Below are 24475 nucleotides of genomic sequence, written 5' to 3' on the forward strand. Positions count from 1 at the left end.
CGCAGGCGGGGAGGGAGCATGGCACCGCTACAGCTGGCTGTGATCATCGGCAGCACCCGGGCGGGGCGGACGGGCGACCGGATCGGTCGCTGGTTCGTCGAGCAGGCGCGGCTGCGCGACGACCTGGCGGTGACCGCTGTCGACCTCGCCGGGTACGACTTCCCGGCGAGCTATCCCGCCGAGCCCACCGCGGCCATGCGGTCGTTCGTGCAGCAGGTGCGCCTGGCGGAGGCGTTCGTCGTGGTCACCCCGGAGTACAACCACAGCTTCCCGGCCTCGTTGAAACAGGCGATCGACTACGCGTACGACGAGTGGCACGCCAAACCGGTCGGCTTCGTGTCGTACGGCTGCCGTTCGATCGGGATGCACGCCGTCGACCAGCTCCGGACCGTCTTCACCGCGCTGCACGCGGTGACGGTGCGCGACGTCGTCGGCGTGGACCTGCTCGCCGGTGAGCTGACCGGGCCGGTCGCGGAGCAGCTCCGGCAGGACGCCCGGGTGCTCCTCGACGAACTCCGCTGGTGGGGTCTGGCGCTGCGCGAGGGCCGCGCCGCCCGCCCGTACGTCTCCTGACAATGCCGACCAGAGAGGTAGTGATCATGGGTAACCGGAACACCGGCCTGGCCGTCGAAGCCGACGGTCTGGTCCGGTCGTTCGGCGCGACCCGCGCGCTCGACGGCTTGGACCTGCAGGTCCCCGCCGGCACCGTCTACGGGCTGCTCGGGCCGAACGGGGCCGGTAAGACCACCGCGGTCCGGGTGCTGGCCACGCTGCTGCGCCCCGACGGTGGCCGGGGGCTGGTCTTCGGCCACGACGTGGTGACCGAGGCCGACGCGGTGCGCGCCCGGGTCAGCCTGACCGGGCAGTACGCCTCGCTCGACGAGGACCTGACCGGGATGGAGAACCTGGTCCTGCTGGGCCGCCTGCTGGGCCTGCGCAAGCCGGCGGCCCGGGCGAGGGCCGAGAGCCTGCTCGCCGCGTTCGGCCTGACCGACGCGGCGGGCCGGCAGGTGAAGAAGTACTCGGGCGGGATGCGGCGCCGGATCGACATCGCCGCGAGCATCCTCAACACGCCGGACCTGCTCTTCCTGGACGAGCCGACGACCGGGCTGGACCCGCGCAGCCGCAACCAGGTGTGGGAGATCATCCGGGCGGTGGTGGCCCACGGCACGACCGTCCTGCTCACGACGCAGTACCTGGACGAGGCCGATCAGCTGGCCGGCCGCATCGCGGTGGTCGACCACGGCCGGGTGATCGCGGAGGGCACCCCGGGCGAGCTGAAGTCGTCGGTCGGCTCCGGCACGATCCACGTGCGACTGCGGGACGCGGGCCAGCGCTCGGCGGCCGAGCAGGTGCTGCGGACGGCCCTGGGCGTGCCGGTGCAGCTCGAGCCGGACCCGGTGGCGATGACGGCCCGGGTCGGCGAGGACGGCACCGACCTGGAGGCCGGCGAGCAGGCGGCGCGGGCGCTCGGGGAACTGGCCCGCGCCGGCATCGTCGTGGACGACTTCTCCCTCGGCCAGCCGAGCCTGGACGAGGTGTTCCTGGCCCTGACCGACCATCCCGCCGGCACTGCCGACGAGCGGGACGACGAGCTGGAGGCGGCCCGATGAGCGACACCGCGACCACGACCGGGCGGGCACCGTCGGTCTACGTGCCGTCCACCGAGGCGTTGGCGACGGTCCTCGCGCCGGGTGCGCGGCCGCCGCGACCGGGTGCCCTGTCGGCGTCGCTCACCTTCGGCTGGCGGGCGATGTTGAAGATCAAGCACGTGCCGGAGCAGCTCTTCGACGTGACCGCCTTCCCGATCATGATGGTGCTGATGTTCACGTACCTGTTCGGCGGCGCGCTCGCCGGCAGCCCGCGCGACTACCTGCAGTTCTTCCTGCCCGGCATCATGGTGACCAGCGTCGTGATGATCACGATGTACACCGGCGTCGGCCTGAACACCGACATCGAGAAGGGTGTCTTCGACCGGATCCGGACCCTGCCGGTCTGGCGGCCGGCCGCGCTGGTCGGGATGATCTTCGGGGACGTGCTGCGCTACGTCCTCGCCGCCCTGGTCATCCTCGGTGTCGGGCTGGTGCTCGGCTTCCGGCCCGGCGGCGGGCTGGTCGGCGTGCTGGCGGGCATCGGCCTGCTGGTGGTCTTCTCGTTCGCGTTCTCCTGGGTCTGGACGTTCTTCGGCCTGGTCCTGCGCAGCGAGAAGTCGGTGATGGGGGTCAGCATGATGGTGCTGTTCCCGCTGACCTTCCTGAGCAACGTGTTCGTCGACCCGGGCACCATGCCGGGTTGGTTGCAGGCGTTCGTCAAGGCCAATCCGATCACCCACCTGGTGGCGGCGGTCCGCGCCGTGATGTCCGGCTCGTTCGACGCGACGAACACCATGTGGCTGCTGCTGTGGAGCGCCGGTTTCCTGGTGGCCTTCGGCACCCTGACCATGTACCGCTACAACCGCCGCTGACCTCAGGCGGGGGTGCCGTCCCGGGACGCGGCGGTACCCCCGTTGCGGCGATCAGCGGCTGTCAGACTGGGCGCATGTCGGTCGCCAGCAAGCTTCAGATCAAGCCGGGGCAGCACATCGTGGTGCTGCGGAAGCCGGACGAGGTGGAGATCGAGGGTACGTCGAGCGCGGCGGTCGCAGAGGTGGCCGCCGCGGACGGGGCCGTGGTCTTCGTGACCGCCGCGGCGGATCTCGCCACCTCGGAGGTGGAAGCCGTCCTGGACCTGGCACGGCGGGACGCGCTGGCGTGGGTGGCCTACCCGAAGGGGGGCCAACTCGGCACCGACCTCAACCGGGACAGGCTCGCGGCCGCCCTCAGCCAGCGGGGGGTCCAGCCGGTGCGGCAGATCTCCGTTGACGCCACCTGGTCCGCGCTGAGGTTCCGCCCCGCCGGCTGAGCTAGAGGCGCCAGGGCACGGGCTCGGGTGGGAGGTAGCGGCAGGTGCTCCCGGTGGAGACGGCGTCGCGCAGGTGGGCGGCGAGCGTGGGATGGCGCTCGCCGATCCGGCGCAGCGTGTCCCGGATCCGGGCGGTCACCGCCTTGCGGGCCCGCTCGGCCTCGTCGCCGAGTCGGCGGCTGCGGCCGGCCAGCCCGGCGGCGGCGCGCAGTTCGGCCAGCAGCGCCGTGCGTTCGACGTCCAGTGCGGTCGCCTTCGCCTCGTCGCCGCGTACGGTGGCCCGGTCGATCTCGTCGTCCAGCCGTTGCAGGTGGCGCCGGTAGCGGGTCTTCGCCTCGTCGTCGAGCACCGGGTCGCCGCCGAACCGGCGGGCGGCGGCGAGTTCCGGGCCGGCAGCGGGGTCGAGCAACTCGACCACGGGCACGTCGACGCCGGGCCGGCCGAGCAGCAGGCGCAGGTCGTGCAGGCCCTTGGCATCGGGCAGGTGCACCACGGTGCCGGCGTACGCGAGTCGCCAGACGGCGCCGTCCGGGCGGAACTCGTGGTCGACGGCCGGCCCGGGTCGGGCCGACGCCGGACCGCCGGCGGGATGCGCGCCGGCGGACACCGGGACGCCGGTTTCCGGCGCCTCGGCGCCGAGTCGGTGCAGCACCTGCGCCATGCCGAGCACTCGCGCCTCGTCCGCCGCGTCGGCGCGCAACCGCGCCGCCGCGCCCGCGTCGCCCGCCCGGCCGCGCGCGGTCAGGGCGTCGACCAGCGCGGCCCGGCTGATCAGCGACCAAGGGCGGGAGCCCATCCGGTCGGCGGCATCGCGGGCCGCCTCGAACCCGGCGACGGCGTCGTCCCAACGCTCCAGCGCGGCGTCGACGCCGGCCAGCCAGTGGTCGACCGGGCCGCTGATGTCGCACCCGAACAGCGCGGCCATCCACCCGCCGCGGTGCGGCACCAGCGCCGCACGCACCTCGGCGCAGCGACGCCGGTCGCGGCTCGCGGCGGCGGCCTGCGCGCGCAGGCGCAGCCACAGCGGTGACACCGGACGGGGATACGTCGTGCCGGCGGCGTCGATGCCGGCGGTCAGCCGTACGGCCGTCTCGGTGTCGCCGCGTTCGGCGGCGGTGATCGCCCGGAGCAGCTCCGGATGCGGGTGCCCGGCCGCGTCGAGCCCGTCGAGGAGGGGGTCGAGCTCGGCGAACCGGCCCTGCAGCAGCAGCCGCGCCCAGCGCAGGTGATGCCCCATGAACGCGTGGTCGGAGTGCTCCCACTCGCCGTAGCCGTCCATCTCGGCCAGGTGTTCGTCGGCCTCGACGAAGTCGCCCCGGAACCCGGCGATGATGCCGGCGTCGATGGCGGCGGCCATCCGGTGGCGGGCCACGTCGCCCGCCCGGCAGCCGCTGACGAAGGCGGTGAACTCCCGGTGGTAGCCCGGGTCGCCGAGTTCCAGCAGGGCGACCCAGCGCAGCGACGTGGCCCACAGCTCGGTCTCCCGGTCGCCGGTCCGGCGGCCCACGTCGCGGATCTCGGCGGTGACGGCGGCCCGGTCGGCGGCGGTGCCGAGCCCCCAGGTCGTGTCGTGGCGGGCCCACAGGCTGAAGGTGAGCGCCTCGTCGTCGCGGCCGTGGCGGGCGAGTGTCTCGGTGGCGGTGATGAGGTCGGCGGCCAGGGTGCTCGCCGGCAGCTTGCCGTCGGGCTCGCCGATGAGCCGCCGGTACGCCTCGCGCACCAGGTCGTCGGGGTCGAGCCGGCGGCGGGCGGTGGCCGACTGCCGGTGGACGGTGAGCGCGACGCGGGCCAGCACGGCCGGCTCGTCGACCGTGCGGGCGAGCGCCGCGGCGTCGGTGAGCAGCCGCTCGGCCTCGTCGCGACCGCCGACGTGGTGCAGCAGTTGGGCGAGCTCCACCATGATCTTGACGCGCCGGGTGGGCTCGGCGGCGACTTCCAGGGCGCGGCGGAAGTGCAGGGCCGACTCCTCCACGGCCAGCCGGCCGCCGGCGTCCCGGGCGGCGGCGACCAGCAGGTCGGCGGCTCGGGACGGGTCGAGGTCGGTGCCGGCGAGCCAGGCGTGGCGCGCCAGGTCGGCCGGGATCAGCTGGTCGGCGAGGGCCGCCGACCGGTCGACGGCGCGGACGACGGCGGCGTGGCGGGCCCGCCGGTCGGCGTCGGGCAGCCCGTCGTAGAGGGTCTCCCGGACCAGGTCGTGGGCGAAGGCGAACCGGCCGCCGCCGCGGGCCACCACCAGCCGGGCGGACACCGCGTGGTCGAGGAGCCGGTCGACCTGCGCGGCCGGGCTGGGCACGCAGGCGGCGAGGAGTCGGCGGTGGAAGACGCGGCCGAGCACCGCGGCCACGGTGAGCGCCTCGACCACCGGGGCGGGCACCTGGTCCAGGCGGCGGCGGACGGCCTCCCGCACGCCGGGCGCGATGGCCGTGACGAGTCCGTCGGCGTTCCACAGCCGAGCGGTCTGTTCCACGAAGAACGGGTTGCCGCCGGTGAGCCGGTGCACCTGCTCGACGAGGGCGGCGTCGGGCTGCCGGTCGGCCGTGCGGGCCATCAGGGTGGCCACTTCCTCGCGGGACAGGCCGGTGAGGGTGATGGTGGTGGCCTTCGCGGTCAGCGGCAGCAGCAGCGGGCGGAGCGGGTGGTCGCCGGACTCCACCTCGGCGTCGCGGTAGGTGCCGATCAGCAGCAGCCGTTCGAACCAGGTGTGCTGGGTGGCGAACAGCAGCAGCCGCATCGAGGCGGGGTCGGCCCAGTGCAGGTCGTCGAGGATCACTACGACCGGCCGGCGCTGGGCGACCGCGACCAGGGCGGTGGTCACGGCGTCGTGGAGCGCGAACTCCTCCTGGCCGCCGTCTTCGCCGCCACCGTCGCCGGGTAGGCCGGCGGCTCGGGTGCCGCTGGTTTCGCCGAGCAGCGCCGCAAGGCCGGGCTCGGCCGCCTGGCCGGCCAGGGCCCAGTCGTCGGCGGAGCGGCGCAGCCGGCGCAGCACCTGCACCCACGGCCAGTAGCCGGGTGCGCTGTCGGAATCCCAGCAGGCCGCGCCGAGGACGAGCGCACCGCGTCGCCGCGCCTCCTCGGCCGCGGCGGTGACCAGCGTGGTCTTGCCGATGCCGGGCTCGCCGGTCACCAGGAGGAGCCCGCCGTGACTGGCGATCACCCGGTCCAGTTCGGCGCGCAGCAGGCCCGCGGGGTGCTCCCGCCCGATGAGCGCCTCGCCGATCCGCGGCTCCATGACGTCCCGACCGTAGCCGACCGGTCCGACAAGGCCGAGCACGAACGCACCTCGAAATCTCAACCAAAAGGTTGAAGGTTGGCCAAGGGGCAACTAGTGTCAACCACATGGTTGAGGATCCGTTGAGGATGGACGCGGTGTTCCACGCGCTCGCGCACGAGGCGCGCCGCACCATGCTGCGCCGGCTCGCCGAACGGGAGCTGACCGTCGGCGAGCTGGCCGAACCCCTGGCGATGTCCCTGGCGGCCGCGTCCAAGCACGTGCAGGTGCTGGAACGCGCCGGCCTGGTCACGCGTACGGTCACCGGCCGGCGGCACGTCTGCCGACTGGAGGCCGCCCCGCTCGCCACCGCCTCCGCCTGGCTGAACTTCTACCAGCGCCACTGGGCCGACCGGCTCGACGCCCTCGAGGCGCTGTTCACCGAGGAAGGGACTGAGCAGTGAGCACCGCCGTACGGCTGCACCGCGACATCCCCGCCCCACCCGACAAGGTCTACCGGGCCTGGCTCGACCCGGACCTGCTGCGCCGCTGGATGGCCCCCGGCGGGCTGGAGGTGACCCGCGCCGAGGTCGAGCCGAGGGTCGGCGGCCGGTACCGGATCTGGCACACCGATGCCGGCACCGACGTCGGCGGGTTCGACTGCGAGCTGGTCGAGCTGGAGCAGGACCGGCGCATCGTCTGGCGCTGGGGCTTCGTCGGCCCGCAGCGCACCGGCGGCCCGGCGTACGACTCGCTGTTGACCGTCACCCTCGACGGGAAGCCGGACGGCGGGACGGGGCTCACCCTCGTACACGAAAGGCTCGAAGCGCTGGCGGCGGCGCTGCCGCAGGTCGCCGACGGGGTCCGGCCCGGTTGGGAGTCGGCGCTGGACAAGCTCGCGGAGGTGGCGGCATGAAGGTCGTGGTGGTCGAGTGGATGAGCCTGGACGGCGTGGTGCAGGCGCCCGGCGCGCCCGACGAGGACCCCAGCGGCGACTTCGCGCACGGCGGCTGGCACCTGCGCTGGTTCGACGACACCTCCCGACAGTGGGTGGTCGACAACCTGAACGCCGCCGGCGGGTTCCTCTTCGGACGGAAGACCTACGAGCGGTTCGCCGCGCACTGGCCGCACGTCACCGGCCCCGAGCGGGTGGTGGCGGAGCCGTTGAACAGCAAGCCGAAGTACGTCGTCTCGTCGACCCTCTCCGCCCCCGCGTGGTCGGGTTCGTCGGTCCTGCCGGACCTGCCGGCGGTGGCCGCGCTGACCAAGTCCGACGAGGGTGAGCTGCACGTGATCGGCAGCGCGCAGCTCGCCACCGCCCTGCTCGCCGAGGATCTGGTGGACGAGCTGCGGCTGATGGTCGACCCGGTACGCCTCGGCGGCGGCAAGCGGATCTGGCCGGCCGACGGCGGGTTGCAGTCGTTCGCGCTGACCCGCTGCACGCCGACCAGCACGGGTGCACTGCTGCTGCACTACGCCCGCGCGCAGGGTTAGGTCACAAGCTCCAGCCGCCCACGCCGCCCCGGTCTTCCCGGCCCCGCTGGTCGCCGAGGCGCCGGCGGGCCTCGCCGGACGCGCGCAGGTCCCGCACCTGGCGCTCGCCATCGATCGGGGCGCGTCGGGTGCGGGCCCAGCGGCGGGCGGCGAGCACGGCGAGCACGATGATGACCAGGACGACGAGCCAGCGCATGTGGGCTCCCTCCGGATGAACTGCCTGCGTCCAGTATGTGCCGGCCAGGTCAAGGCGCCGGGCCAGGACTAGCCGGGGACGCACCGGGTAACCGCGGCCCATGGGTAGCCACAAGCAGAACAAGCACGATCCGGGCGGCGAGTCGGCACGCGCGGGACGGCACTCGGGCAGCGGCGCCCGGGGGCGGCAGGGCTCCGAGGTCGAGCACTCGCCGGAGCGCCGACACCTGCGCGCGGCGACCGGGACGTCAGGCAGCGAACGCGACCATGGCCGGGCCAAGGTCGAGGGCTCGCAGCGGGTCCAACGGCAGGGGACGCGGTGACGTGCCCACGTTCCTGCTGAAGTCGACATACACCGCCGAAGGGTTCGCCGGGCTGATTCGGGACGGCGGCACCAAACGCGCCGAGGTCGTACGGGCCCTGGTGGAGAACGGCGGCGGAGAGATGACCTCGATCCACTTCGCCTTCGGCGCCGAGGACACCTACGTGCTGTGCGACCTGCCCGACCACCAGGCCGCCGCCGCGCTGGCCGTTGCGGTCGGCGCGGCGGGCGGCCTGCGGGTGCAGGTCGTCCCGCTGCTCAGCCCGGACGAGGTCGACGAGGCCGTCAAGATGGCACCCGGCTACGCCCCACCGGGCCGCTGACCATTCCCTCGTCGGTGTCGGCCACCGCTACCCTGGCGCGGTGGCTCGCCCGAAGCGCAACAGACCCGCGAACAGCCGCAAGCCGGCCGGCCGGGCCACCCGCAATGAGCGGCAGGCAGCCACCCCGCCGCCGGACCGGGCGATCCGCTTCGCGTCGAATCCGGGCGCACTGGTCATGGTCGTCCTCATGGGACTCGTCGTGCTCGGCGGGCACCTCGCCGCCCGGTACATCGACGACCCGGCGCTGATCCCGGGACCGTGGCGCATCGTGGTCGCGGTGGCCGCTGCCGTCGTGGTGTTCCTGGCGGTCTCGACGCTGACCCAGCTGACCACGGTGCTCATGCTGCCGGTGACCCCGCCGTCGACCAGAAGCTTCCTCGTGCACATCGGTGAGTTCTCCGCCGTGGGGGCGATCCTCGGGACGGCACTCGGGTTCCGGATGGGCGAGCACCTGTTCGTCGATGCCGGCCGGGATCCGGCGCGCTACGGATTCCCCGACCTGCTCGGCACCATCAGCGACGGCATCACGGTGCTGACGCTGGTCACGGTGGCCCTGTGCTGGCGCCGCTCCGCCGTCCTGGCCTTCGAGCTGGTGCAGGCGATGCGCCAGTCGGGACGGCTACCCGGCCTGGCCTCGTACACGCCGCTGCTGCTGCTCGTCGTGGGCAACTACATCGGCGTGCAGGCCGCGGCCTTCGCGTACCAGCTGCTGGTTCGCTAGGCCGACGGCCGGCAGGGGTCAGCCCGCCTTGCGCACCCGGTAGGCCAGGTGGGTGACGCCGCTGCCCTCGACCACCCGCGTCGGCCCGGCCAGCTGCACGGGGGCGATCTTCAGGCCGGCGAAGAAGGGGATGCCGTCGCCGAGCAGCACCGGGACGAGGTCGACGTGAACCTCGTCGAGCAGGCCGGCCTCGAGGACCTGCGCCGCGATCGTGCCGCCGTTGACGCCGACCTGCTTGTCGCCGGCGATGGCCCTCGCCCGGTCGATCGCGCTGACGATGCCGTCGGTGACGAACACGAACGAGTCGCTCTCGCGCTCCCATCCCTCGGGTACGGAGTGCGTGACGACGACCACCGGCACGTCCATCGGGTGCCGGCCGCCCCAGCCGCGGGTCATGTCGAACAGCCGCCGGCCGACCACCAGGGCGCCAGTCCGCTCGGTCAGGTCGCGCAGGTGTTCCGCGCTCGCCGTCGAGGTGCGGAACGTCATGCCGGGGGTGGCCGTCGGCGTCTCGACGTCCCCGTTCTCGTACCACTGGAAGAGGTACTCGAAGCCACCGTGCGAGGCGTCGGCGATGTAGCCGTCCAGCGACATGGTCGCCCCGGTCGTAACCTTCGTCATCGATCCACTCCTTGGTCCTCGTCGGCCCGCCGGTAACCGGGCCCGCTGCTCTCTGACCAGGGGTAGATCCTGGCGACGCCAGTTTCGACATCGATCCCAGGATTTTTTCGACAGACTTTTGCGGAGGGCTATTCCGGAACGGCGTCCGTGCTGGTGACACACGAAGGCCGGGCACGGCGAGCGTGCCCGGCCTTCGTCGACGTGCTCAGCCGAGCGTGAGCTCGAACGCCGCGTCCTTGTGCTTATGGATCTTGTAGGTGGCCGCCGAGGCGAAGTCCTCGCCGCCGACGAACTTGCGGCCGCCCTCGGCCGGGTAGTACTCGAACCGGATGCGCTGCTCGCCCATGAGCTGCCGGACGACGCCGACGTTCGGTTCGGAGATCCACCACAGCCCGACGAGGTCACCGGTGTCGGCGTTGCGGGCAGCCACGTACCCGCTGAACGGCGTGGTACTCGCCACCGTCAGCGGGACCCCGGCCTCGAGCCGGTAGTCGTAGGTGGTGGTGCCGCCCGCGACGACCGTGATCCGGTCGGCCCGGTCGCGGTTGCCCTCGCCACCGCTCCACTGCGTGGCCTGCCCGGGCACGTCGAAGAGGAGCGGCCACTCGTACGGGCCGAGCTTGTCGATCCGGTAGTGGCCCTCGTCGCCGATGGCGAAGACACCGAAGTTGCTGCCCAGGCCGACCGGCTCGCCGGCGATCCGGACGGCTCCGTGGGACAGCGCGGCGCCGTCCGGCCCGAAGACCTGACCGGCGATGACACCCGCGCGATCCATCTGGATGACCGGCGGCGTGACGGTCTCGCCGGACTCCACGGTGAACTGCGTGGCCCGCCGCGGGTCGCCGGTGCCGCCGCGCGGACCGAGCCACTGGGCGCCGTAGCCCTGGGCCTGGTCCGGCCACGCCAGCAGCTGGTAGGTGCCCGCACCCCGCTGGATGAACTGGGTTACCTTGCCGTTCGCGTCGGTGACCTCGCCACAGCCGTCCGGCATCCGGACCTCCTCGACGCGCACCGGGACGATGCAAACGCCGGCCAGCGGCGTGCCGGTCTTGGCGTCCACCACGGTGGCGGTGATGCGCGCCATTGGCTCCATGACCAGCTTGACGTCGGCCTGCTCGCCGGCAAGGACCGTCACCGTGGTGCCGTCAAACGAGTAGCCCGGGGCGCTGGCCCAGATCTCGTGGGTGCCGACGGGGACGTCCGGGTAGATGACCTCGCCGTTGTTGGTGTCCCGCGAGTCGAGGCCGATACCGGAGGTGAAGTTCAGGATCGGCTGGCCCGTACGCGAGTCCACGGCGGTGAGGCGGACGCTGCCCGTCGGCAGCTTCTGGTCGTCGACCGCGGTGGTCTGCCCCTCGGTGACGGCGAACCGGGCCGCCGCCGACGAGTCCACCGTGCCGTAGGCGTACTGCTGCACGGACAGCGCCGCGCTGGAGAACTGGACGGTGTAGTCCGTGCCGACCGGGACCTGGTCGAGCCGGTAGCGGCCGTCCTCGTCGGTCTGGGCGCTGCCGAAAAACTGGCCGTTGTTGACGTAGACGTCCACGCCGGACAGCGGCGCGCCGGAGGTGTCGGTGAAGCGGCCCGCCACGATGCCGGTGGGCACCAGGGTGTCGTTGACCGTCACCGTGCTGCCCGCGGTGACCGCGAAGACCGTCGCGGCGCCGGGGTCCAGCGTGCCGTAGGCGAACTGGCTGAACGCGCCCAGGTCGAACCGGACGCGGTAGCTGCCCGGCACGACCTGGATGGCGAAATTGCCGTCCGGGTCCGTGCTGCCGTAGCCGAAGCTGCTGTAGTCGACGGCTTCGGCGCCGACGGACGCGAACTGCACCGGGGCGCCGGTCCGGTCGACGAGCCGCCCGGTGAGGGTGCCGACCGGCAGCAGCTCGTCATCGACCACCGTCGTGCCGCCGGCCGTCACGGTGATGAGATTCGCCGACGACCAGTCGGTCTTGCCATAGGCGTACTGCGTCGGGTGGCCCCACGCCTCGAAGTTCACCCGGTACCGGCCCGGAGGGACCGCGTCGAACGCGTAATGACCCTGGTCGTCGAGCCACGCGTAGTCCGTGTGGTCGACGTCGTCGCCGTAGAGGTAGACGGAGCCGCCGGTGACCGCGGCTCCGCCGTCGGTCAGCTGGCCCGTGATGGAGCCCGTGTCTGCTGCCTGGGCCGGTGTGGCCAGCCCGGTCAGGGCCAGGGTGGCACCCAGCAGCAGTGCGCCGAACCGGCGCAGCATCGATCTGCTCATGATTCCTCGGGGGTAAGAGGAGTGAGGATGTGCGGGGACGTGCCCCGCGTCGGCCGTCAGCCTAGCGATGGGCGGTCACACCCGCTGTCCCCTTGCCGTCATCAGGAGAAACGGTGCCGGGCGAGGTGGGCGAGCATCGTCTGGTTCGCTTCCCAACCGTCCGGGAACTTGACCGGCACGTCGAGGTGCACCCGCTCGGTCGACGGGTGCGCGTCGAGCAGCTCGGGGATCCCCGCCCGCGCCACCACGACGCAGGCGTGGCGGTGCCGGGAGGTGAGCACGCAGAGCCGCCCTGTCTCCAGGTGGAACGCGGTCGCGTCGCGCCGCCCGGAGAGCGGGTGCAGCACGATCGTCACGTCGTACTCGCGACCCTGGAGGCGGTTGGCGGTGTCGACGGTGATGCCCGCGCCGGCCTCGCCGAGCCGCGCGCGGATGGCCGCCGCCTGGTCCCGGTGGGCGGCCCCGATGGCGATCCGGTCGGCCGTCACGGGCGTACCCCCGGGGGCCTGTTCGGAGACGGCGACCGCGCCGCGCCGCAGCACCCGCAGCGCGAGGTCCGCGCAGGCCGCGGCGGCCTCGGCATCGGTACGCAGGGTGTGGCGGGCGGGCAGCTCGTACAGCGCCCAGCCCGCGGCGGCCGCCAGCTCGACGGTGGCGTCCAGCTCGTCGCCGGGGCCGGGCTCGGTGAAGGTCAGCGCCCGGTCGGCCAGCCCGGTGCCGGCGCGGAACCCGGTGAACGGGTAGAAGGCCGCCGCGACCACCGGCGCGGCGGTGGCGGGCAGCCGCCAGGACACCGGCAGCCGGTGTACCGGCAGGTCCGGGTTGTGCCGCAGCAGGGTGGCCACCGCCGACTGCATCGGATCCCAGGTCAGGCCGGTCCAGCGGGCGGTCTCGACGGTGGAGAACGGGTCGAGCTGGCCCGGATCCCCCACGAACAGCGCCCGCGCGAACCGTCCGGCCACGCGCAGCAGGGCGTCCGAGCGCATCTGGTACGCCTCGTCGACGATCGCCCACGGCCAGGTGCCCTCGGCGACGGTGGCCCACTTGGCGGCCGTACCGATGGTGACGGCCGGCCCGCCGAGGTCGGCGACCTTGGCCGCGACCCGGACGGTGTCGTGGTCCTTGACCCGGTCGGACGGCCGGTAGTCGGCGGCGGAGAGCCGGCCGATGCGCAGCTTCGGGGCCTTGCGGGCCAGGCGGTCGATGAGGTCGTCGACCTGCTCATTGGTCTGCGCAATGATGATCAGCGGTTCGCCGGTGGCGGCCAGTTCGGCGGCGGCGCGGACCACGAGGGTGGACTTGCCGGCGCCCGGCGGCGAGTCGACGACCACGCCCCGGTGGTCGCCGGAGCGCAGGTCGGCGAGGACGGCGGTGATGACCCGTTCCGCCTCGACCGCGGGCGGGACCGCCAACCCGGCGAGCATTGACCACCTCCGACCCGGCCGCCGCCCGAGGGGTGGGCGGCGGTCCCGTCACCATACGAGGAGGGTGCGGTGCACCGCCGCCTCGGGCTGACGAACCCGCTCAGGTGGCGACGTTCTCCAGGGCGGCGGCGACCTTCTTCAGGTCCAGGCCCGCAAGGTGGTCGAGGAAGTGCCGGCGCACGGCGGCGAGGTGGCTGGGCCAGGCGTCGCTCAGGCGAGCGAAGCCGGCGTCGGTGAGGACGGCGTTCCAGCCGCGGGCGTCGTCTGCACACCTGGCCCGCTCGACGTACCCCTGGCCTTCCAGCTTCTGCACGGCGCGGCTCATGCCACTGAGCGACATCTCGCAGGCGGTGGCGAGTTCGCTCATGCGCAGTTGCCGGTCGGGGGCCTCGGAGAGGTGCATCAGGACCAGGTACTCGATCAGGGGGAGCCGCTGCTCGCGGACCATCTCGGCGTCGATGGCGCGGGGCAGCGCGTAGATGACGCGGGTGAGGGACCGGACGACGGCCTCCTCGTCCGGGTTGAGAGGTTTCGGCCCTTCCGGGGTCGGCGCCGGCGGCGGTGTGACGGTGGACATGACCCCACTCTACTTGCTTGACGAAGGAACTGCTCGCCATATAGTTGCTGCGCGAAGCAAGGCCCCCGCTCGGGTGGTCTGCCACCAGGGAGGTACCGCAGATGGCCAGGATCGGAATCATCATCGGCAGCACCCGGCCGGGGCGGAACGGAGCCGCCGTAGGCCAGTGGGTGTACGAGGTCGCGAAGCAGCGCAGCGACGCCGAATTCGAGCTCGTCGACCTGCTCGACTACAAGCTGCCGCACCTGGACGAGGTGTATCCGCCGTCGATGGGGCAGTACCAGCAGCCGCACGCGCTGGAGTGGGCCAACAAGATCGCGTCGTTCGACGGGTTCGTGATGGTGACGCCGGAGTACAACCACTCGACGTCCGGCGCCCTGAAGAACGCCATCGACTTCCTCTACGGCGAGTGGAACAACAAGGCCGTCGGCTTCGTCAGCTACGGCTCGGTGGGCGGCGCCCGCGCGGTCGAGCACCTGCGGCTGATCGCCGGCGAGCTGCAGATGGCCGACGTGCGGTCGCAGGTGGCCCTCTCGCTCTTCACCGACTTCGAGAACTTCAGCGTCTTCAAGCCCAACCAGTTCCAGCAGGACGCGCTCAACACGACCCTCGACCAGATCGTGGCCTGGAGCCGGGCCCTCGCGCCGCTGCGCGGCAAGTGACCACGCTGCCGTTCGGCGCGACGCGAGTGAGTGAGTGAAGGGAACGGACAATGCGCGGGCTCAACCCTCCAGGTGGTCGACGTGACGCCGCAGACGCTGGAGGTGCAGGTGCGCGTGTCGGCCGGCGACGGGCCGAGCTCCTGGGACCTGCGCTGCGACTGCGCGAGGGCCTGGTCAAGTACGTCCGCGACCAGCACCCGCAGTGGCTGCCCCGCACGCGCGGCGAGTACCAACCCTGACTAGGCGGACGCCGTGTCGGCGGGGAAGCGCTCGTGCCCCAGCACGGCGAGCAGTTGCAGCTTCTCGTAGCCCTCGCTGCGCGGCGGCGCGGTCAGCACGAGCAGGGCCTGGGACTGGTCCTCGGTGAACAGCGCCTGGCAGTCGAGCTCGATCGCACCGAGCTGCGGATGGACGAGGGTCTTGTGGTCCGCGAACCGCTGCGCGACCTCGTGCCGGTCCCACAGCTCGGCGAACTCCGGGCTCGCCTTCTGCAGGGCCCGCACGATCTCGCCGGCCCGCGACTGCGGGCCCATCGACCCGTACGCGGCGCGCAGGTTGGCGACCTGGGCCCGGCTCTGCCGGTCGCGGTCCTCCTCCGGGTAGCGCAGCCGCTCCGCCGGATCGGTGAACCACCGGTAGATCTCGCTGCGGGCGAGGCCCGTGTAGCCCGACCGGTCGCCGAACAGGGCGTCGGCCAGCCGGTTCTGCACGAGCACCTCGCCGAGGTTGGACAGGATCAGCGCCGGGGTGTCGTCGAGGCGGTCCAGCACGCGCAGCAGCGCCGGGGCCACGTGCGTCGCCACCGACACCGACGCCGGCGGGTTCTGCCCCGCCACCTGGAACAGGTAGTCGCGTTCCTGGCCGGTCAGCCGCAGCGCCCGGGCGAGCGAGGCGAGCATCTGCCCGCTCGGCTGCGGGCCGCGCTGCTGTTCCAGCCGGGTGTAGTAGTCGGTCGACATCGCCGCGAGCGAGGCGACCTCCTCGCGCCGCAGCCCCGGCGCGCGCCGACGGGCGCCGGTGGCCAGCCCGACGTCCCCGGGCTGCAGCGCCTCGCGGCGGCGGCGCAGGAAATCGGCCAGGGCTGCACGGTCCATGATCCCAGTATCCGCCCGCGGCGCGGGCCAACCAGGGATTGCCGATCCCCCGATAACCGGTCTCTGCCCCCGGCCCGGGACGAGCGGCGAAGCTCGGAGCATGAACATCTCCGGAAACACCATCTTCATCCCCGGCTCGACGAGCGGGATCGGCCTCGCGCTCGCCCTCGAGCTGCGGGCCAAGGGCAACACCGTGATCATCGGCGGCCGGCGCACCGACCTGCTCGACCTCATCGCCGCGGACTACCCCGGCATCGACACCGTCGCGATCGACACGGCGGACCCCGCGAGCATCGCCTCGGCCGCGAAGCAGGTGCTGGCGAAGCACCCGGACCTCAACGTCCTCGTCACGATGGCCGGCATCATGCGCGTCGAGGACTGGCACCAGCCCGAGACGTTCCTCGACTCGGCCGAGTCGATCATCACGACCAACGTGCTCGGCCCGATCCGCCTGATCGCCGCGTTCGTCGAGCACCTGCGGGCGCAGCCGGACGCCACGATCATGACCGTCTCCTCGGGTCTCGCGTTCGCGCCGCTCAAGGTCACCCCGAGCTACAACGCGTCGAAGGCCGCGATCCACCTGCTCAGCGAGTCGATCCGGCTGCAGCTCGCCGACACGACCGTGCAGGTCGTGGAGCTGGAACCGCCGGCGGTCCGTACGGCGCTGCTGCCCGGGCAGGAGAGCAGCGAGTTCGCGATGCCGCTCGACGAGTTCGTGGCGGAGGTCGTGGCGCTGATCGAGGCGCAGCCGGAGGCCAAGGAGATCCAGGTCGAGCGGGTGAAGTTCCTCCGGTACGGCGAGGCGCGCGGCGACTACGACCAGGTCGTGGCGACGCTCAACGCGGCCGACCCGCATGGCAAGTAGCCTCTGACGCCCGATCCGTCCCCCGAGCCCACCGGCGTCTGTTTCCACCGAGATTCGTCTGGACGAGCAACCCTGGCGGCCGGACCCCGCGTGACTATCTCGAATAGGGGACAGGAGGCCTGAATGGGCGATCGCGACGTGGCGTTCGCGGACTACTTCGCGGCGAGGTCGGACGCGATGCGCGGCACCGCGTACCTGCTCTGCGGCGACTGGCATCGGGCGGAGGACCTGGTCCAGACCGCGTTCACGAAGCTCTACCTGGTCTGGAACCGGGTCTCCCGGCACGAGGTGCTCGACGCCTACGTGCGCCAGATCCTGATCCGGACGTTCCTCGACGAGCGGCGCCGCGGCTGGTGGCGGCGCGAGCGGGTGGGCGGGGAGAACGCCGAGCGGCCGGCACCGCCCGACTCGCCGGAGAACCGGTTGGTGATGCTCCAGGCGCTGGCCGCCGTGCCGCCGCGCCAGCGGGCCGTCCTGGTGCTCCGCTACTGGGAGGACCTTTCGGTTGAGGAAGTCGCGGCGCTGCTGGGCTGCACACCCGGGACGGTGAAGAGCCAGGCGGCCCGCGGCCTGGATACGCTGCGCGGCCTCCTATCGCCCGCGCATGTCGGGATCGAAGAGGGGGAACGATGAACGGAAAGCAGTTGCGCGAGGCGCTGCGCAGCGAGATGGCACTGACCACCCCGCCGCCGCCGTTGAGTACGACCGCCACACTCGCCGCCGCTCGGCGGGCCCGGGTGCGCCGTACCATTTGGGCCTGTGCCGGGTCCGCGGCCGTGGTTCTGGCGGTCACCGGCCTCGGGGCCATCGGCATCCCGGGCCTCGGCAGCTCCGGCGGCTTGCGCCCGGCGGGGCCTGGGCCGCAGGCCATCCCCCAGCCGACGGCCAAAGACACCGCGAGGCCGTGGCCAACCGGACCGGACGGCCGCCCGCAGGAGGACCGGACCGCGCGGGCGGGTTCCCGGTACGACCAGGGGCTCCGGCTGCTCGACGAGATCGTCTCCGTCGTGCCGGCCGGCTACACCGCGCCGGAGAACCCGGCGATTCAGCCCGCTGACCAGATGCCACTGCGGGCCCACCAGGCGCAATTCGAGGACACCGTGAACGGCGTCGACGTGTGGAGTTACCTGTCCTCGGCCGCCCTGGCCAAAGGCGAACGGATGGGGCGCCTGCTCGTCGAGGTGCACACCGCGGGCAGTCAATTGCCGGCCGAACCGTGCGCGCTGGCCCGGCAGTTCTGGGGCATGCAGGGCGAGTGCCAGGTAGTGGCCGTCGGTGCGGCACGGGTCGGCGTGGTGGTCCGACCGGCCGGCGACGACCGGTTGGACCAGTGGGCGGCGTACCGGCACCCGGACGGCGTGGTCACCTTCGTCGCGCAGGGCGCCAAACTCGACGACGACCGGCCGAGGCTGACGGCGCTGCCGTTCTCCGTCCCGCAGCTGGCGGCCCTCGCCGTCGACGAGCGGTTCCATCTGCAGTGACACGCATCGCCCGGGCCACTGGCGCGCCCGGACGACCGTGGCCATCGACGCGCCATCGGCCGGCCATGCCGGCTTCGGCAAGAGATCATCGACAGCCTCACGGGCGGCGTTTAGCGTGTATTGCGCCTTCTACCGGGCAACCAGGCGCCGTTCTCGTACCGGAGGAAACGCTCATGTCGAAACGTGCTCTTCCCGACGTGCCCACCTATCGCGGCGCTGGCCTGTCCGCCATCTGATCCGGAGGACCCCTTGAGACTGACCGTTCACCGCCGCGTCCTGCTCGGCGTCGCGCTCGCCGCTGCGCTGGCGCCACTGCCGCTGGCCGGGCCAGCGGGCGCGTCCGGGCCTGCGGGATCGGCCGCGCCGCCCGTGGCGCTGCGCGTGGCCACCTACAACATCCACGCGGGGGCCGGCGAGGACAACGTCTTCGACCTGGCCCGGACCGCCGAGGCGATCCGGGCGCTGAACGCCGACGTGGTCGGCCTGCAGGAGGTCGACGTCCACTGGGGAGCACGCAGCAACTTCGTGGACGAGGCCCAGGAGCTGTCCGGGCGACTAGGCATGCGGGCCTTCTTCGCGCCGATCTACGACATGGATCCGCCGACCGCCGATGCGCCCCGCCAGCAGTACGGGGTCGCGGTCCTCAGCCGTTATCCGATCCTCGAGGCCGAGAACCACGAGATCACCCGGCTCTCGACCCAGGTGCCCAACCCGGTACCCGCCCCGGCACCGGGCTTCGCCGAGGTGACGATCAACGTACGAGGCGCGCACGTGCACGTGTACTCCACACACCTCGACTACCGGGCGGACCCGACTGTGCGGCGCATGCAGGTCGCGGACACGCTGGACATCCTGGCCGCCGACTCCGGACCGAAGGTGCTGGTCGGTGACCTCAACGCGGAGCCGGGGGCACCCGAGCTGGCCGCCCTGTGGCAGGACCTGCGTGACGCCGCCCCGACCGGCGGCAAGACGTACCCGGCGATCAATCCGGTGAAGCGGATCGACGTCATCAGCGTCTCGCCGGACATCACCGTGCTGGGCACGGAGACCGCGGCGACCGCGGCGTCGGACCACCGGCCGGTGGTCACCGACCTCCTGCTGCACCAACGCGGCAACTGATCCTGGGCCGCCCGAGCGGCAGCCGACCCGCCAAGGGGGTGCTCCGATCGTGGGACGGGAGCACCCCCCGAGCCTGGATCCCCGCGGGCGCCGCAGGTGGACGTGACGTAGCGAACAACCTTCGGCCGGCCGATCCTGCCGGCCCACGGCGGCTGACTAGCGTGGAGGCAGCAGGGAGCCGCCGATCCACCTCAGGCCTCGCGGACCGCCTCGGGGCCTTCGTGCACAACCGCCAGGGAGGGCGCATGCAGTCGCGCACCGATCTCATCGAGGACCTGATGGGGCGCTTCCCCCACGTGCCGAAAGAGGCGGTCATCAAGGAGGACCTGCTGCGGGGCGGCCTGGCCTTCGACGACTCGGCGTTGACCGACAACGAGAGCGGGGCCGTCAAGCCCAAGTCGTACTTCATCTTCTCCTTCGACCACCGGACCTTGCCGGACCTGGGCACCGCCGCGCTGCGCAGGCCACCGGAGGAGATCGTGCTCACCGGCGGCCCGTACGGGCTGCGCCGTACGGTCGTCTCGGTCCGTACCAACCCCGACTCGCCGTACCGGGTCAAGGACGACGGCGACGGCCGCCTGCGGTTGTTCCTGGACGGCCGGCCGATCGCCGACGTCGGGCTGCCCCCGATGCCGGACTACTACCGGCACACGCTGGCCAACGGAAAGTCGGTGATGGAGGTCGCCCCAACGATCCAGTGGGGCTACCTCATCTACCTGACCGTGTTCCGGGTCTGCCAGTACTTCGGGGCCAAGGAGGAATGCCAGTACTGCGACATCAACCACAACTGGCGTCAGCACAAGCAGGCCGGTCGCCCGTACACCGGGGTCAAGCCCGTCGACGAGGTGCTGGAGGCGCTGGAGATCATCGACCGGCACGACACCACCGGCGCGTCGCAGGCGTACACCCTGACCGGCGGCAGCATCACGTCCAAGGTCGACGGGCTGGCCGAGGCCGACTTCTACGGCCGGTACGCCCAGGCGATCGAGGAGCGGTTCCCGGGCCGGTGGATCGGCAAGGTGGTCGCCCAGGCGTTGCCCCGGGCCGACGTGCAGCGGTTCCACGACTACGGCATCCGGATCTACCACCCCAACTACGAGGTGTGGGACAAGCGGCTGTTCGAGCTCTACTGCCCCGGCAAGGAGCGATATGTAGGTCGGGAGGAGTGGCACCGACGGATCCTCGACTCCGCCGAGATCTTCGGGCCGCGTAACGTCATCCCGAACTTCGTCGCGGGCGTCGAGATGGCCGCCCCGTACGGCTTCACCAGCGTGGACGAGGCGATCGACTCCACCACCGAGGGCCTGCAGTACTTCATGTCCCGGGGCATCACCCCGCGGTTCACCACCTGGTGCCCCGAGCCGACCACCCCGCTCGGCAGGACCAACCCACAGGGTGCGCCGCTCGAATACCACATCCGGCTGCTGGAGGCCTACGCCGCGACCATGAAGGCCAACGGCCTGTCCAGCCCGCCCGGGTACGGCCCGGCCGGCGCCGGCCGAGCGGTCTTCTCGGTCAGCTCCTTCATGGACAGTCTGCCCGCCGATCCGGAGCCGGAGTCGTAACGCGGTTCAGCCGGTGAGCGTCGCGAGGAAGTCGTCGACGAGTCGGGTCTGCGTCGCGGCCGGCAGCCGCTCGGGGTCGAACAGCGCCTGGACCACCAGGCCGTGGGTGAACGCCAGTGCCGTCGTGGCGAGCCGGCCCGGGTCGCCGTCGGGCAGCTCGCCCAGCCGTTGGGCGTCCTCGATGCAGGCGCGCAGGCCTGCCCGGATGCGCTCGTAGCGGAGGGTCTGGGCGGCGAACAGGTCGGGGTCGGAGAGGGCGACATCCCAGGAGCCGACCCAGATCCGGTTCATCGCCGCCGCATCTGGGGTCAGCGGGAGGATGTTGAGGATCTGCGTGCGCAGTGCCGCCAGTCCGGGCGCGGGGGCGGCCTGCCGGGGTCGCTGCGCGGTGCGCACCTCGAGGATGTCCAGGGCGTGGGCGATCAGTTCCCGCTTGCCCGCGAAGTAGTGGGTGACGAGCCCGGTCGAGGAGCCGAGGGCCGCGGCGACGGCGCGCATGGTGAGGCCGCCGAAGCCGTGCTCGGCCAGGACCTGCCACACCGCCTCCGAGACGTCCTGGCGGCGGGAGTCGTGGTCGGTCCGTGCGGGGGTCATGGTCTGTTAGCGTACATGCCAAACGTTTGTTATGTGCGGAGGTCTGTGATGATCGCGCTGCCCCTCGCTCCCTCGGCCATGCTGCGCCCGCTCGAGCCGTGGCACGCCGAGGAGTTCCTCGCCCACCTGGACCGGGCGCGCGAGCACATCGCGCCGTGGGTCTCCCCCGCGTTCGTCGCCCGCGACGTCGGCGAGGCTCGCGCGGTTCTGGCGCGGTACGCGGACAAGCGGGCTCAGGACAGCGGCGGTATCTGGGGCATCTGGTGGGACGACCGGCTGGTCGGCGGCGTCATGTTCGTTTCCTTCGACACCGCGCTGGGCGTCTGTGAGGCGGGCTGCTGGCTGGAGCCCGGCGCGCAGGGCCAGGGCCTGATCACCCGCGCCGCGGAACAGATCATCGGCTGGGCGGTCGAGGAACGCGGCATCGCTCGCGTCGAGTGGCGCACCAAGTCGCGCAACACGCGCAGCATCGCGGTGGCGCAGCGGCTGGGCATGAGCCGCGACGGGACGTTGCGTCAGGTCTACCCGGACGGCGCGGGCGGACGGACCGATCTGGAGATCTGGTCCGTGCTGGCCGACGAGTGGCGGGCCGGCTGCGCCGGCCGGCCGGGCCCGGCCAGCACCACGGACGTCATGTCCGCCGAGGTGAAGGCCGAACTCGACGGCCTGATGGCCACCTTCCTGGGCGCCTTCGCCAACCCGGGCGGCGCCCGGCCGAACGTGGCAGCGATCGAAGAGGTGTTCATCCCCGAAGGGATGATCATCAGCAACGCCGGCACCACCCCGGTGATCTACGACCTGCGCAGGTTCGTCGAACCTCGCGAGAAGATCCTCACCGACGGGACGCTGACCGAGTTCCAGGAATGGGAGACCTCGGAGACCACCGAGATCTTCGGCTCGATCGCCCACCGGTTCAGCGAGTACCGGAAGTCGGGCTACCTCAACGGCGAGTGGTTCGAGGGCCGGGGCATGAAGACGACCCAGTTCGTCAAGACCCCGTCGGGCTGGAAGATGAGCTCGCTGGCCTGGGACGACGAGCCCGCCACGACAGGTGCTTGAGGACCCAGCCTCCGCCTGAGTCGCGGCCAGCCGGCACGAACCCGTTTCGGCTGTGCGAGACGACACACCGGCAGGTCATCACAGACCCGACCGGTACCTCGTCTACCGGGGTGAGACCTGCTGAAAGGAACCGCAGCCATGAGAGTTCTGCTCGCGGGCGCCTCGGGCGCCGTCGGTACGCCCCTCACCCGCCAACTCATCGCCGCCGGCCACGAGGTGGTCGGCATCAGCCGCAGCCAGACCAACGCCGAGCGGCTGCGCACCGCCGGCGCCGAGGCCGTGGTGGCCGACGTGCTGGACCGCGAGCAGCTGCTCGCCGCCGTACGGGGCGTGCGGGCCGACACGGTCGTGCACGAGTTGACCGCGCTGGGCACCACGAAGATGCGGGAGGCGCTGCAGGGCACGAACAGCCTGCGTACCACCGGAACCGCCAACCTTCTCGCGGCGGCCCGGGCGGTCGGCGCCCACCGTTTCGTCACCCAGTCGATCGTGCTCGGGTACGGCTACCGCGACCACGGCCCGCACGTGATCAGCGAGGACGACCCGTTCGCCGAGCCCGTGAGCGGCACGCTCGGTGACGCCGTCGCGGCCATCCGCTCCACAGAGGAGCAGGTGTTCGCGGCCGACGAGATGGAGGGCATCGCGCTGCGCTACGGATTCTTCTACGGCCAGGACAGCATGACCCGCATGCTCGTCAACCTGGTGCGCAAGCGCCGGTTGCCGGTGCCCTCGTCCGGCGGTTTCGCCAATTTCATCTACCTCGAGGACGCCGCCGCTGCCACCATGGCCGCCATGGAGAAGGGGCGCGCCGGACAGGCGTACAACATTGTCGACGACGAGCCGGTGCGCTGGGGGGACTACCTGGACACGCTCGCGGCCGAGTTCGGGGCGCGCCGGCCGTGGCGGGTCCCGAGCTGGATGCTGCGGCCCATCCCGTACGCCCACGCGATGATGACCACCTCGATGCGGGTCTCCAACGCCAAGGCCAAGCGCGAGCTGGGCTGGGCGCCGGCGGTGCCGACCTACCGCGAGGGCATCCCGCTGGTCGCGAGAGCGAGCCGCTGAGCGTCCGCCGATCATCACCCCTGGACAGAAGGTCCGGGATCGGTGAGGATCGGCCGTCATGGCCCCCACGACGGCTGACTCCACCGAGCGCGGCGAACTGCCCGGCGAAATCCTTGCCGTGGCGGGGCGGCTGGCCGACCTGATCGGCGGGCTGCCCCGCGCCGACGTCCCCATCCCCGGTGCGGACTGGACCGTCGCCGAAGCGGCGGCCCACCTGGCGATGGCCAACGAGCTCATGGCGACGATCGCCGCCGGCCGACCGGCGACGCACGGCGACGGGACGAAGGCCGGGCTGGCCGCCGCGAACGCCCAGGCGCTGAGCGAGGACGCCGAGCGCGAACCGGCCGTACTCGCGCAGCGGATCGCCGGACAGGCCGCCGCGTTCCTCGAGGCGGCCCGGGTCCGGCCCGCCGCCGAGATCGTCGACACGCCCATGGGCCCGATGCCGCTGGGCGTGTTCGGCTGCTACCTGCTGGCGCACATGTTGAGCCACGGCACCGCGATCGCCGCCGCCCTCCGGCAACCGCCGATCGTGCGGCCGCGGCACGTCGAGTTGATCCTCCCGTTCATCCACGCCACGATGCCCCGCCTCGTCGACCAGGCCGCCGTGCGCGGCCTGAGCGCGTGCTACGAGCTGCGGCTGCGCGGCGTCTCCCGGTTCTGGGTGCGGTTCACCGACGGGGCCGCCGCGGTCAGCGACACCGCGCCGGGACGGGTGGACTGCACCATCTCGGTCGACCCGGTGTCGTTCTTCCTGCTCAGCGCCGGCCTGAGCGGCCAGTGGCCGTTGATCGCGCGCGGAAAGCTGCGGGCGTGGGGCCGCAGGCCGTGGCTGGCCTTCCGATTCCTGAACTTCTTCGCCATCCCCTGACGGCCCGACCCTCGTCGGTGGGCTGAGAACTCATGTCCGAAGTGGCTGGACACCATGATAATACTC

26 protein-coding genes and 1 pseudogene are annotated in these 24475 nt (G+C 72.2%); 19 read left to right on the forward strand and 8 right to left on the reverse strand.

Annotated elements, in window-relative coordinates; translation table 11 throughout:
- The first annotated feature begins 18 nt into the window (after positions 1-18).
- The 4 genes from Q2K19_RS05075 (at position 19) to Q2K19_RS05090 (ending at position 2901) form a co-directional block, all read left to right on the forward strand.
- The gene (locus Q2K19_RS05075) at positions 19-573 is read left to right on the forward strand and encodes an NADPH-dependent FMN reductase (RefSeq protein WP_302768046.1); all 555 of its coding nucleotides are present in this window, start codon (positions 19-21) and stop codon (positions 571-573) included.
- 26 nt (positions 574-599) lie between these two features.
- Positions 600-1613 carry an ATP-binding cassette domain-containing protein gene (locus Q2K19_RS05080; RefSeq protein WP_302768047.1) on the forward strand — a complete coding sequence of 338 codons (1014 nt, stop codon included), beginning with the start codon at positions 600-602 and terminating at the stop codon, positions 1611-1613.
- Positions 1610-2464: an ABC transporter permease gene (locus tag Q2K19_RS05085; RefSeq protein ID WP_302768048.1), complete on the forward strand. Its 855-nt coding sequence runs from the start codon at positions 1610-1612 to the stop codon at positions 2462-2464. The genes Q2K19_RS05080 and Q2K19_RS05085 overlap by 4 nt, the downstream gene beginning before the upstream one ends.
- 74 nt (positions 2465-2538) lie before the next feature.
- The gene (locus Q2K19_RS05090) at positions 2539-2901 is read left to right on the forward strand and encodes a hypothetical protein (RefSeq protein ID WP_302768050.1); all 363 of its coding nucleotides are present in this window, start codon (positions 2539-2541) and stop codon (positions 2899-2901) included.
- A 1-nt stretch (position 2902) separates the two neighbouring features.
- Here Q2K19_RS05090 and Q2K19_RS05095 read toward each other — a convergent pair whose 3' ends face one another.
- A complete protein-coding gene (locus Q2K19_RS05095) occupies positions 2903-6130 on the reverse strand; it encodes an ATP-binding protein (RefSeq protein ID WP_302772283.1) in 3228 nt (1075 codons plus the stop codon).
- Positions 6131-6237: 107 nt separating this feature from the next.
- Between Q2K19_RS05095 and Q2K19_RS05100 the strand changes: the two genes are divergently transcribed.
- From Q2K19_RS05100 to Q2K19_RS05110, 3 genes are read left to right on the forward strand one after another with little or no spacing between them, the layout of a single operon-like run.
- On the forward strand, positions 6238-6573 hold the full coding sequence (locus tag Q2K19_RS05100) for an ArsR/SmtB family transcription factor (protein WP_302768051.1): 336 nt from the start codon (positions 6238-6240) through the stop codon (positions 6571-6573).
- Complete coding sequence (locus tag Q2K19_RS05105) at positions 6570-7025, forward strand: SRPBCC family protein (protein WP_302768052.1); 456 nt, start codon at positions 6570-6572, stop codon at positions 7023-7025. Before Q2K19_RS05100 ends, Q2K19_RS05105 begins: the two co-directional genes overlap by 4 nt.
- Positions 7022-7603, forward strand: a complete 582-nt coding sequence (locus tag Q2K19_RS05110) for a dihydrofolate reductase family protein (protein ID WP_302768053.1) — start codon at positions 7022-7024, stop codon at positions 7601-7603. Before Q2K19_RS05105 ends, Q2K19_RS05110 begins: the two co-directional genes overlap by 4 nt.
- Position 7604: 1 nt before the next feature.
- Here Q2K19_RS05110 and Q2K19_RS05115 read toward each other — a convergent pair whose 3' ends face one another.
- The gene (locus Q2K19_RS05115; protein WP_302768055.1) at positions 7605-7799 is read right to left on the reverse strand and encodes a hypothetical protein; all 195 of its coding nucleotides are present in this window, start codon (positions 7797-7799) and stop codon (positions 7605-7607) included.
- Positions 7800-7899: 100 nt separating this feature from the next.
- Here Q2K19_RS05115 and Q2K19_RS05120 point away from each other — a divergent pair, with 100 nt between their 5' ends.
- Genes Q2K19_RS05120 through Q2K19_RS05130 form a run of 3 tightly spaced genes read left to right on the forward strand, consistent with a single transcriptional unit; the run spans position 7900 to position 9164 of the window.
- Positions 7900-8121 carry a hypothetical protein gene (locus Q2K19_RS05120; RefSeq protein WP_302768056.1) on the forward strand — a complete coding sequence of 74 codons (222 nt, stop codon included), beginning with the start codon at positions 7900-7902 and terminating at the stop codon, positions 8119-8121.
- A 1-nt stretch (position 8122) separates the two neighbouring features.
- A complete protein-coding gene (locus Q2K19_RS05125; protein WP_302768057.1) occupies positions 8123-8443 on the forward strand; it encodes a GYD domain-containing protein in 321 nt (106 codons plus the stop codon).
- A gap of 40 nt (positions 8444-8483) precedes the next feature.
- Positions 8484-9164, forward strand: a complete 681-nt coding sequence (locus tag Q2K19_RS05130) for a hypothetical protein (RefSeq protein ID WP_302768058.1) — start codon at positions 8484-8486, stop codon at positions 9162-9164.
- A gap of 18 nt (positions 9165-9182) precedes the next feature.
- Here Q2K19_RS05130 and Q2K19_RS05135 read toward each other — a convergent pair whose 3' ends face one another.
- The 4 genes from Q2K19_RS05135 to Q2K19_RS05150 form a co-directional block, all read right to left on the reverse strand.
- A complete protein-coding gene (locus Q2K19_RS05135; protein ID WP_302768059.1) occupies positions 9183-9785 on the reverse strand; it encodes a dihydrofolate reductase family protein in 603 nt (200 codons plus the stop codon).
- Between the two features lie 205 nt (positions 9786-9990).
- Complete coding sequence (locus Q2K19_RS05140) at positions 9991-12033, reverse strand: MSCRAMM family protein (RefSeq protein ID WP_302768060.1); 2043 nt, start codon at positions 12031-12033, stop codon at positions 9991-9993.
- 101 nt (positions 12034-12134) lie between these two features.
- A complete protein-coding gene (locus tag Q2K19_RS05145) occupies positions 12135-13457 on the reverse strand; it encodes an AAA family ATPase (RefSeq protein WP_302768061.1) in 1323 nt (440 codons plus the stop codon).
- 100 nt (positions 13458-13557) lie between these two features.
- Entirely contained in the window at positions 13558-14034 is a 477-nt protein-coding gene (locus tag Q2K19_RS05150) for a MarR family winged helix-turn-helix transcriptional regulator (RefSeq protein WP_302768062.1), read from the reverse strand.
- Positions 14035-14135: 101 nt separating this feature from the next.
- Here Q2K19_RS05150 and Q2K19_RS05155 point away from each other — a divergent pair, with 101 nt between their 5' ends.
- Positions 14136-14696 (forward strand): NADPH-dependent FMN reductase, encoded by a 561-nt coding sequence (locus tag Q2K19_RS05155; protein ID WP_302768063.1) that lies wholly within the window; start codon positions 14136-14138, stop codon positions 14694-14696.
- Positions 14697-14935: 239 nt separating this feature from the next.
- Here the strand turns inward: Q2K19_RS05155 and Q2K19_RS05160 are convergent, their stop codons facing one another.
- A complete protein-coding gene (locus Q2K19_RS05160) occupies positions 14936-15790 on the reverse strand; it encodes a helix-turn-helix transcriptional regulator (RefSeq protein ID WP_302768064.1) in 855 nt (284 codons plus the stop codon).
- Positions 15791-15890: 100 nt separating this feature from the next.
- On the opposite strand from Q2K19_RS05160, the gene Q2K19_RS05165 reads away from it, so the two are divergent.
- The 5 genes from Q2K19_RS05165 (at position 15891) to Q2K19_RS05185 (ending at position 20820) form a co-directional block, all read left to right on the forward strand.
- Entirely contained in the window at positions 15891-16655 is a 765-nt protein-coding gene (locus Q2K19_RS05165) for an SDR family oxidoreductase (protein WP_302768066.1), read from the forward strand.
- A 123-nt stretch (positions 16656-16778) separates the two neighbouring features.
- Positions 16779-17288, forward strand: a complete 510-nt coding sequence (locus Q2K19_RS05170; RefSeq protein WP_302768067.1) for a SigE family RNA polymerase sigma factor — start codon at positions 16779-16781, stop codon at positions 17286-17288.
- Positions 17285-18136, forward strand: a complete 852-nt coding sequence (locus Q2K19_RS05175; RefSeq protein WP_302768069.1) for a hypothetical protein — start codon at positions 17285-17287, stop codon at positions 18134-18136. The genes Q2K19_RS05170 and Q2K19_RS05175 overlap by 4 nt, the downstream gene beginning before the upstream one ends.
- A 249-nt stretch (positions 18137-18385) precedes the next feature.
- Positions 18386-19255 carry an endonuclease/exonuclease/phosphatase family protein gene (locus Q2K19_RS05180; protein ID WP_302768070.1) on the forward strand — a complete coding sequence of 290 codons (870 nt, stop codon included), beginning with the start codon at positions 18386-18388 and terminating at the stop codon, positions 19253-19255.
- Between the two features lie 245 nt (positions 19256-19500).
- Positions 19501-20820 (forward strand): radical SAM protein, encoded by a 1320-nt coding sequence (locus Q2K19_RS05185; RefSeq protein WP_302768071.1) that lies wholly within the window; start codon positions 19501-19503, stop codon positions 20818-20820.
- 6 nt (positions 20821-20826) lie between these two features.
- On the opposite strand, the gene Q2K19_RS05190 is transcribed toward Q2K19_RS05185, so the two are convergent.
- Positions 20827-21414, reverse strand: a complete 588-nt coding sequence (locus tag Q2K19_RS05190; RefSeq protein WP_302768072.1) for a TetR/AcrR family transcriptional regulator — start codon at positions 21412-21414, stop codon at positions 20827-20829.
- Between the two features lie 48 nt (positions 21415-21462).
- Here Q2K19_RS05190 and Q2K19_RS05195 point away from each other — a divergent pair.
- From Q2K19_RS05195 to Q2K19_RS05205, 3 genes and pseudogenes are all read left to right on the forward strand, one after another.
- A pseudogene (locus Q2K19_RS05195) lies at positions 21463-22005 on the forward strand (GNAT family N-acetyltransferase); the annotation flags it as partial.
- A 606-nt stretch (positions 22006-22611) separates the two neighbouring features.
- Entirely contained in the window at positions 22612-23538 is a 927-nt protein-coding gene (locus tag Q2K19_RS05200) for an NAD-dependent epimerase/dehydratase family protein (protein ID WP_302768074.1), read from the forward strand.
- Positions 23539-23596: 58 nt separating this feature from the next.
- Positions 23597-24409, forward strand: a complete 813-nt coding sequence (locus tag Q2K19_RS05205; protein WP_302768075.1) for a maleylpyruvate isomerase family mycothiol-dependent enzyme — start codon at positions 23597-23599, stop codon at positions 24407-24409.
- The last annotated feature ends 66 nt before the right edge of the window (positions 24410-24475 follow it).

Source organism: Micromonospora sp. NBRC 110009 (genome assembly GCF_030518795.1).
Classification (GTDB): Bacteria; Actinomycetota; Actinomycetes; order Mycobacteriales; family Micromonosporaceae; genus Micromonospora.

Excerpts from the sequence above, each read along its gene's own strand:
- Q2K19_RS05190 (WP_302768072.1), bottom strand. The coding sequence starts at position 21,414 with ATGACCCCCGCACGGACCGACCACGACTCCCGCCGCCAGGACGTCTCG.
- Q2K19_RS05200 (WP_302768074.1), top strand. The coding sequence starts at position 22,612 with ATGAGAGTTCTGCTCGCGGGCGCCTCGGGCGCCGTCGGTACGCCCCTC.
- Q2K19_RS05085 (WP_302768048.1), top strand. The coding sequence starts at position 1,610 with ATGAGCGACACCGCGACCACGACCGGGCGGGCACCGTCGGTCTACGTG.
- Q2K19_RS05205 (WP_302768075.1), top strand. The coding sequence starts at position 23,597 with ATGGCCCCCACGACGGCTGACTCCACCGAGCGCGGCGAACTGCCCGGC.
- Q2K19_RS05150 (WP_302768062.1), bottom strand. The coding sequence starts at position 14,034 with ATGTCCACCGTCACACCGCCGCCGGCGCCGACCCCGGAAGGGCCGAAA.
- Q2K19_RS05135 (WP_302768059.1), bottom strand. The coding sequence starts at position 9,785 with ATGACGAAGGTTACGACCGGGGCGACCATGTCGCTGGACGGCTACATC.
- Q2K19_RS05185 (WP_302768071.1), top strand. The coding sequence starts at position 19,501 with ATGCAGTCGCGCACCGATCTCATCGAGGACCTGATGGGGCGCTTCCCC.
- Q2K19_RS05080 (WP_302768047.1), top strand. The coding sequence starts at position 600 with ATGGGTAACCGGAACACCGGCCTGGCCGTCGAAGCCGACGGTCTGGTC.
- Q2K19_RS05075 (WP_302768046.1), top strand. The coding sequence starts at position 19 with ATGGCACCGCTACAGCTGGCTGTGATCATCGGCAGCACCCGGGCGGGG.
- Q2K19_RS05155 (WP_302768063.1), top strand. The coding sequence starts at position 14,136 with ATGGCCAGGATCGGAATCATCATCGGCAGCACCCGGCCGGGGCGGAAC.
- Q2K19_RS05095 (WP_302772283.1), bottom strand. The coding sequence starts at position 6,130 with ATGGAGCCGCGGATCGGCGAGGCGCTCATCGGGCGGGAGCACCCCGCG.
- Q2K19_RS05160 (WP_302768064.1), bottom strand. The coding sequence starts at position 15,790 with ATGGACCGTGCAGCCCTGGCCGATTTCCTGCGCCGCCGCCGCGAGGCG.
- Q2K19_RS05165 (WP_302768066.1), top strand. The coding sequence starts at position 15,891 with ATGAACATCTCCGGAAACACCATCTTCATCCCCGGCTCGACGAGCGGG.
- Q2K19_RS05175 (WP_302768069.1), top strand. The coding sequence starts at position 17,285 with ATGAACGGAAAGCAGTTGCGCGAGGCGCTGCGCAGCGAGATGGCACTG.
- Q2K19_RS05120 (WP_302768056.1), top strand. The coding sequence starts at position 7,900 with ATGGGTAGCCACAAGCAGAACAAGCACGATCCGGGCGGCGAGTCGGCA.
- Q2K19_RS05115 (WP_302768055.1), bottom strand. The coding sequence starts at position 7,799 with ATGCGCTGGCTCGTCGTCCTGGTCATCATCGTGCTCGCCGTGCTCGCC.
- Q2K19_RS05145 (WP_302768061.1), bottom strand. The coding sequence starts at position 13,457 with ATGCTCGCCGGGTTGGCGGTCCCGCCCGCGGTCGAGGCGGAACGGGTC.
- Q2K19_RS05140 (WP_302768060.1), bottom strand. The coding sequence starts at position 12,033 with ATGAGCAGATCGATGCTGCGCCGGTTCGGCGCACTGCTGCTGGGTGCC.
- Q2K19_RS05110 (WP_302768053.1), top strand. The coding sequence starts at position 7,022 with ATGAAGGTCGTGGTGGTCGAGTGGATGAGCCTGGACGGCGTGGTGCAG.
- Q2K19_RS05100 (WP_302768051.1), top strand. The coding sequence starts at position 6,238 with ATGGTTGAGGATCCGTTGAGGATGGACGCGGTGTTCCACGCGCTCGCG.
- Q2K19_RS05090 (WP_302768050.1), top strand. The coding sequence starts at position 2,539 with ATGTCGGTCGCCAGCAAGCTTCAGATCAAGCCGGGGCAGCACATCGTG.
- Q2K19_RS05170 (WP_302768067.1), top strand. The coding sequence starts at position 16,779 with ATGGGCGATCGCGACGTGGCGTTCGCGGACTACTTCGCGGCGAGGTCG.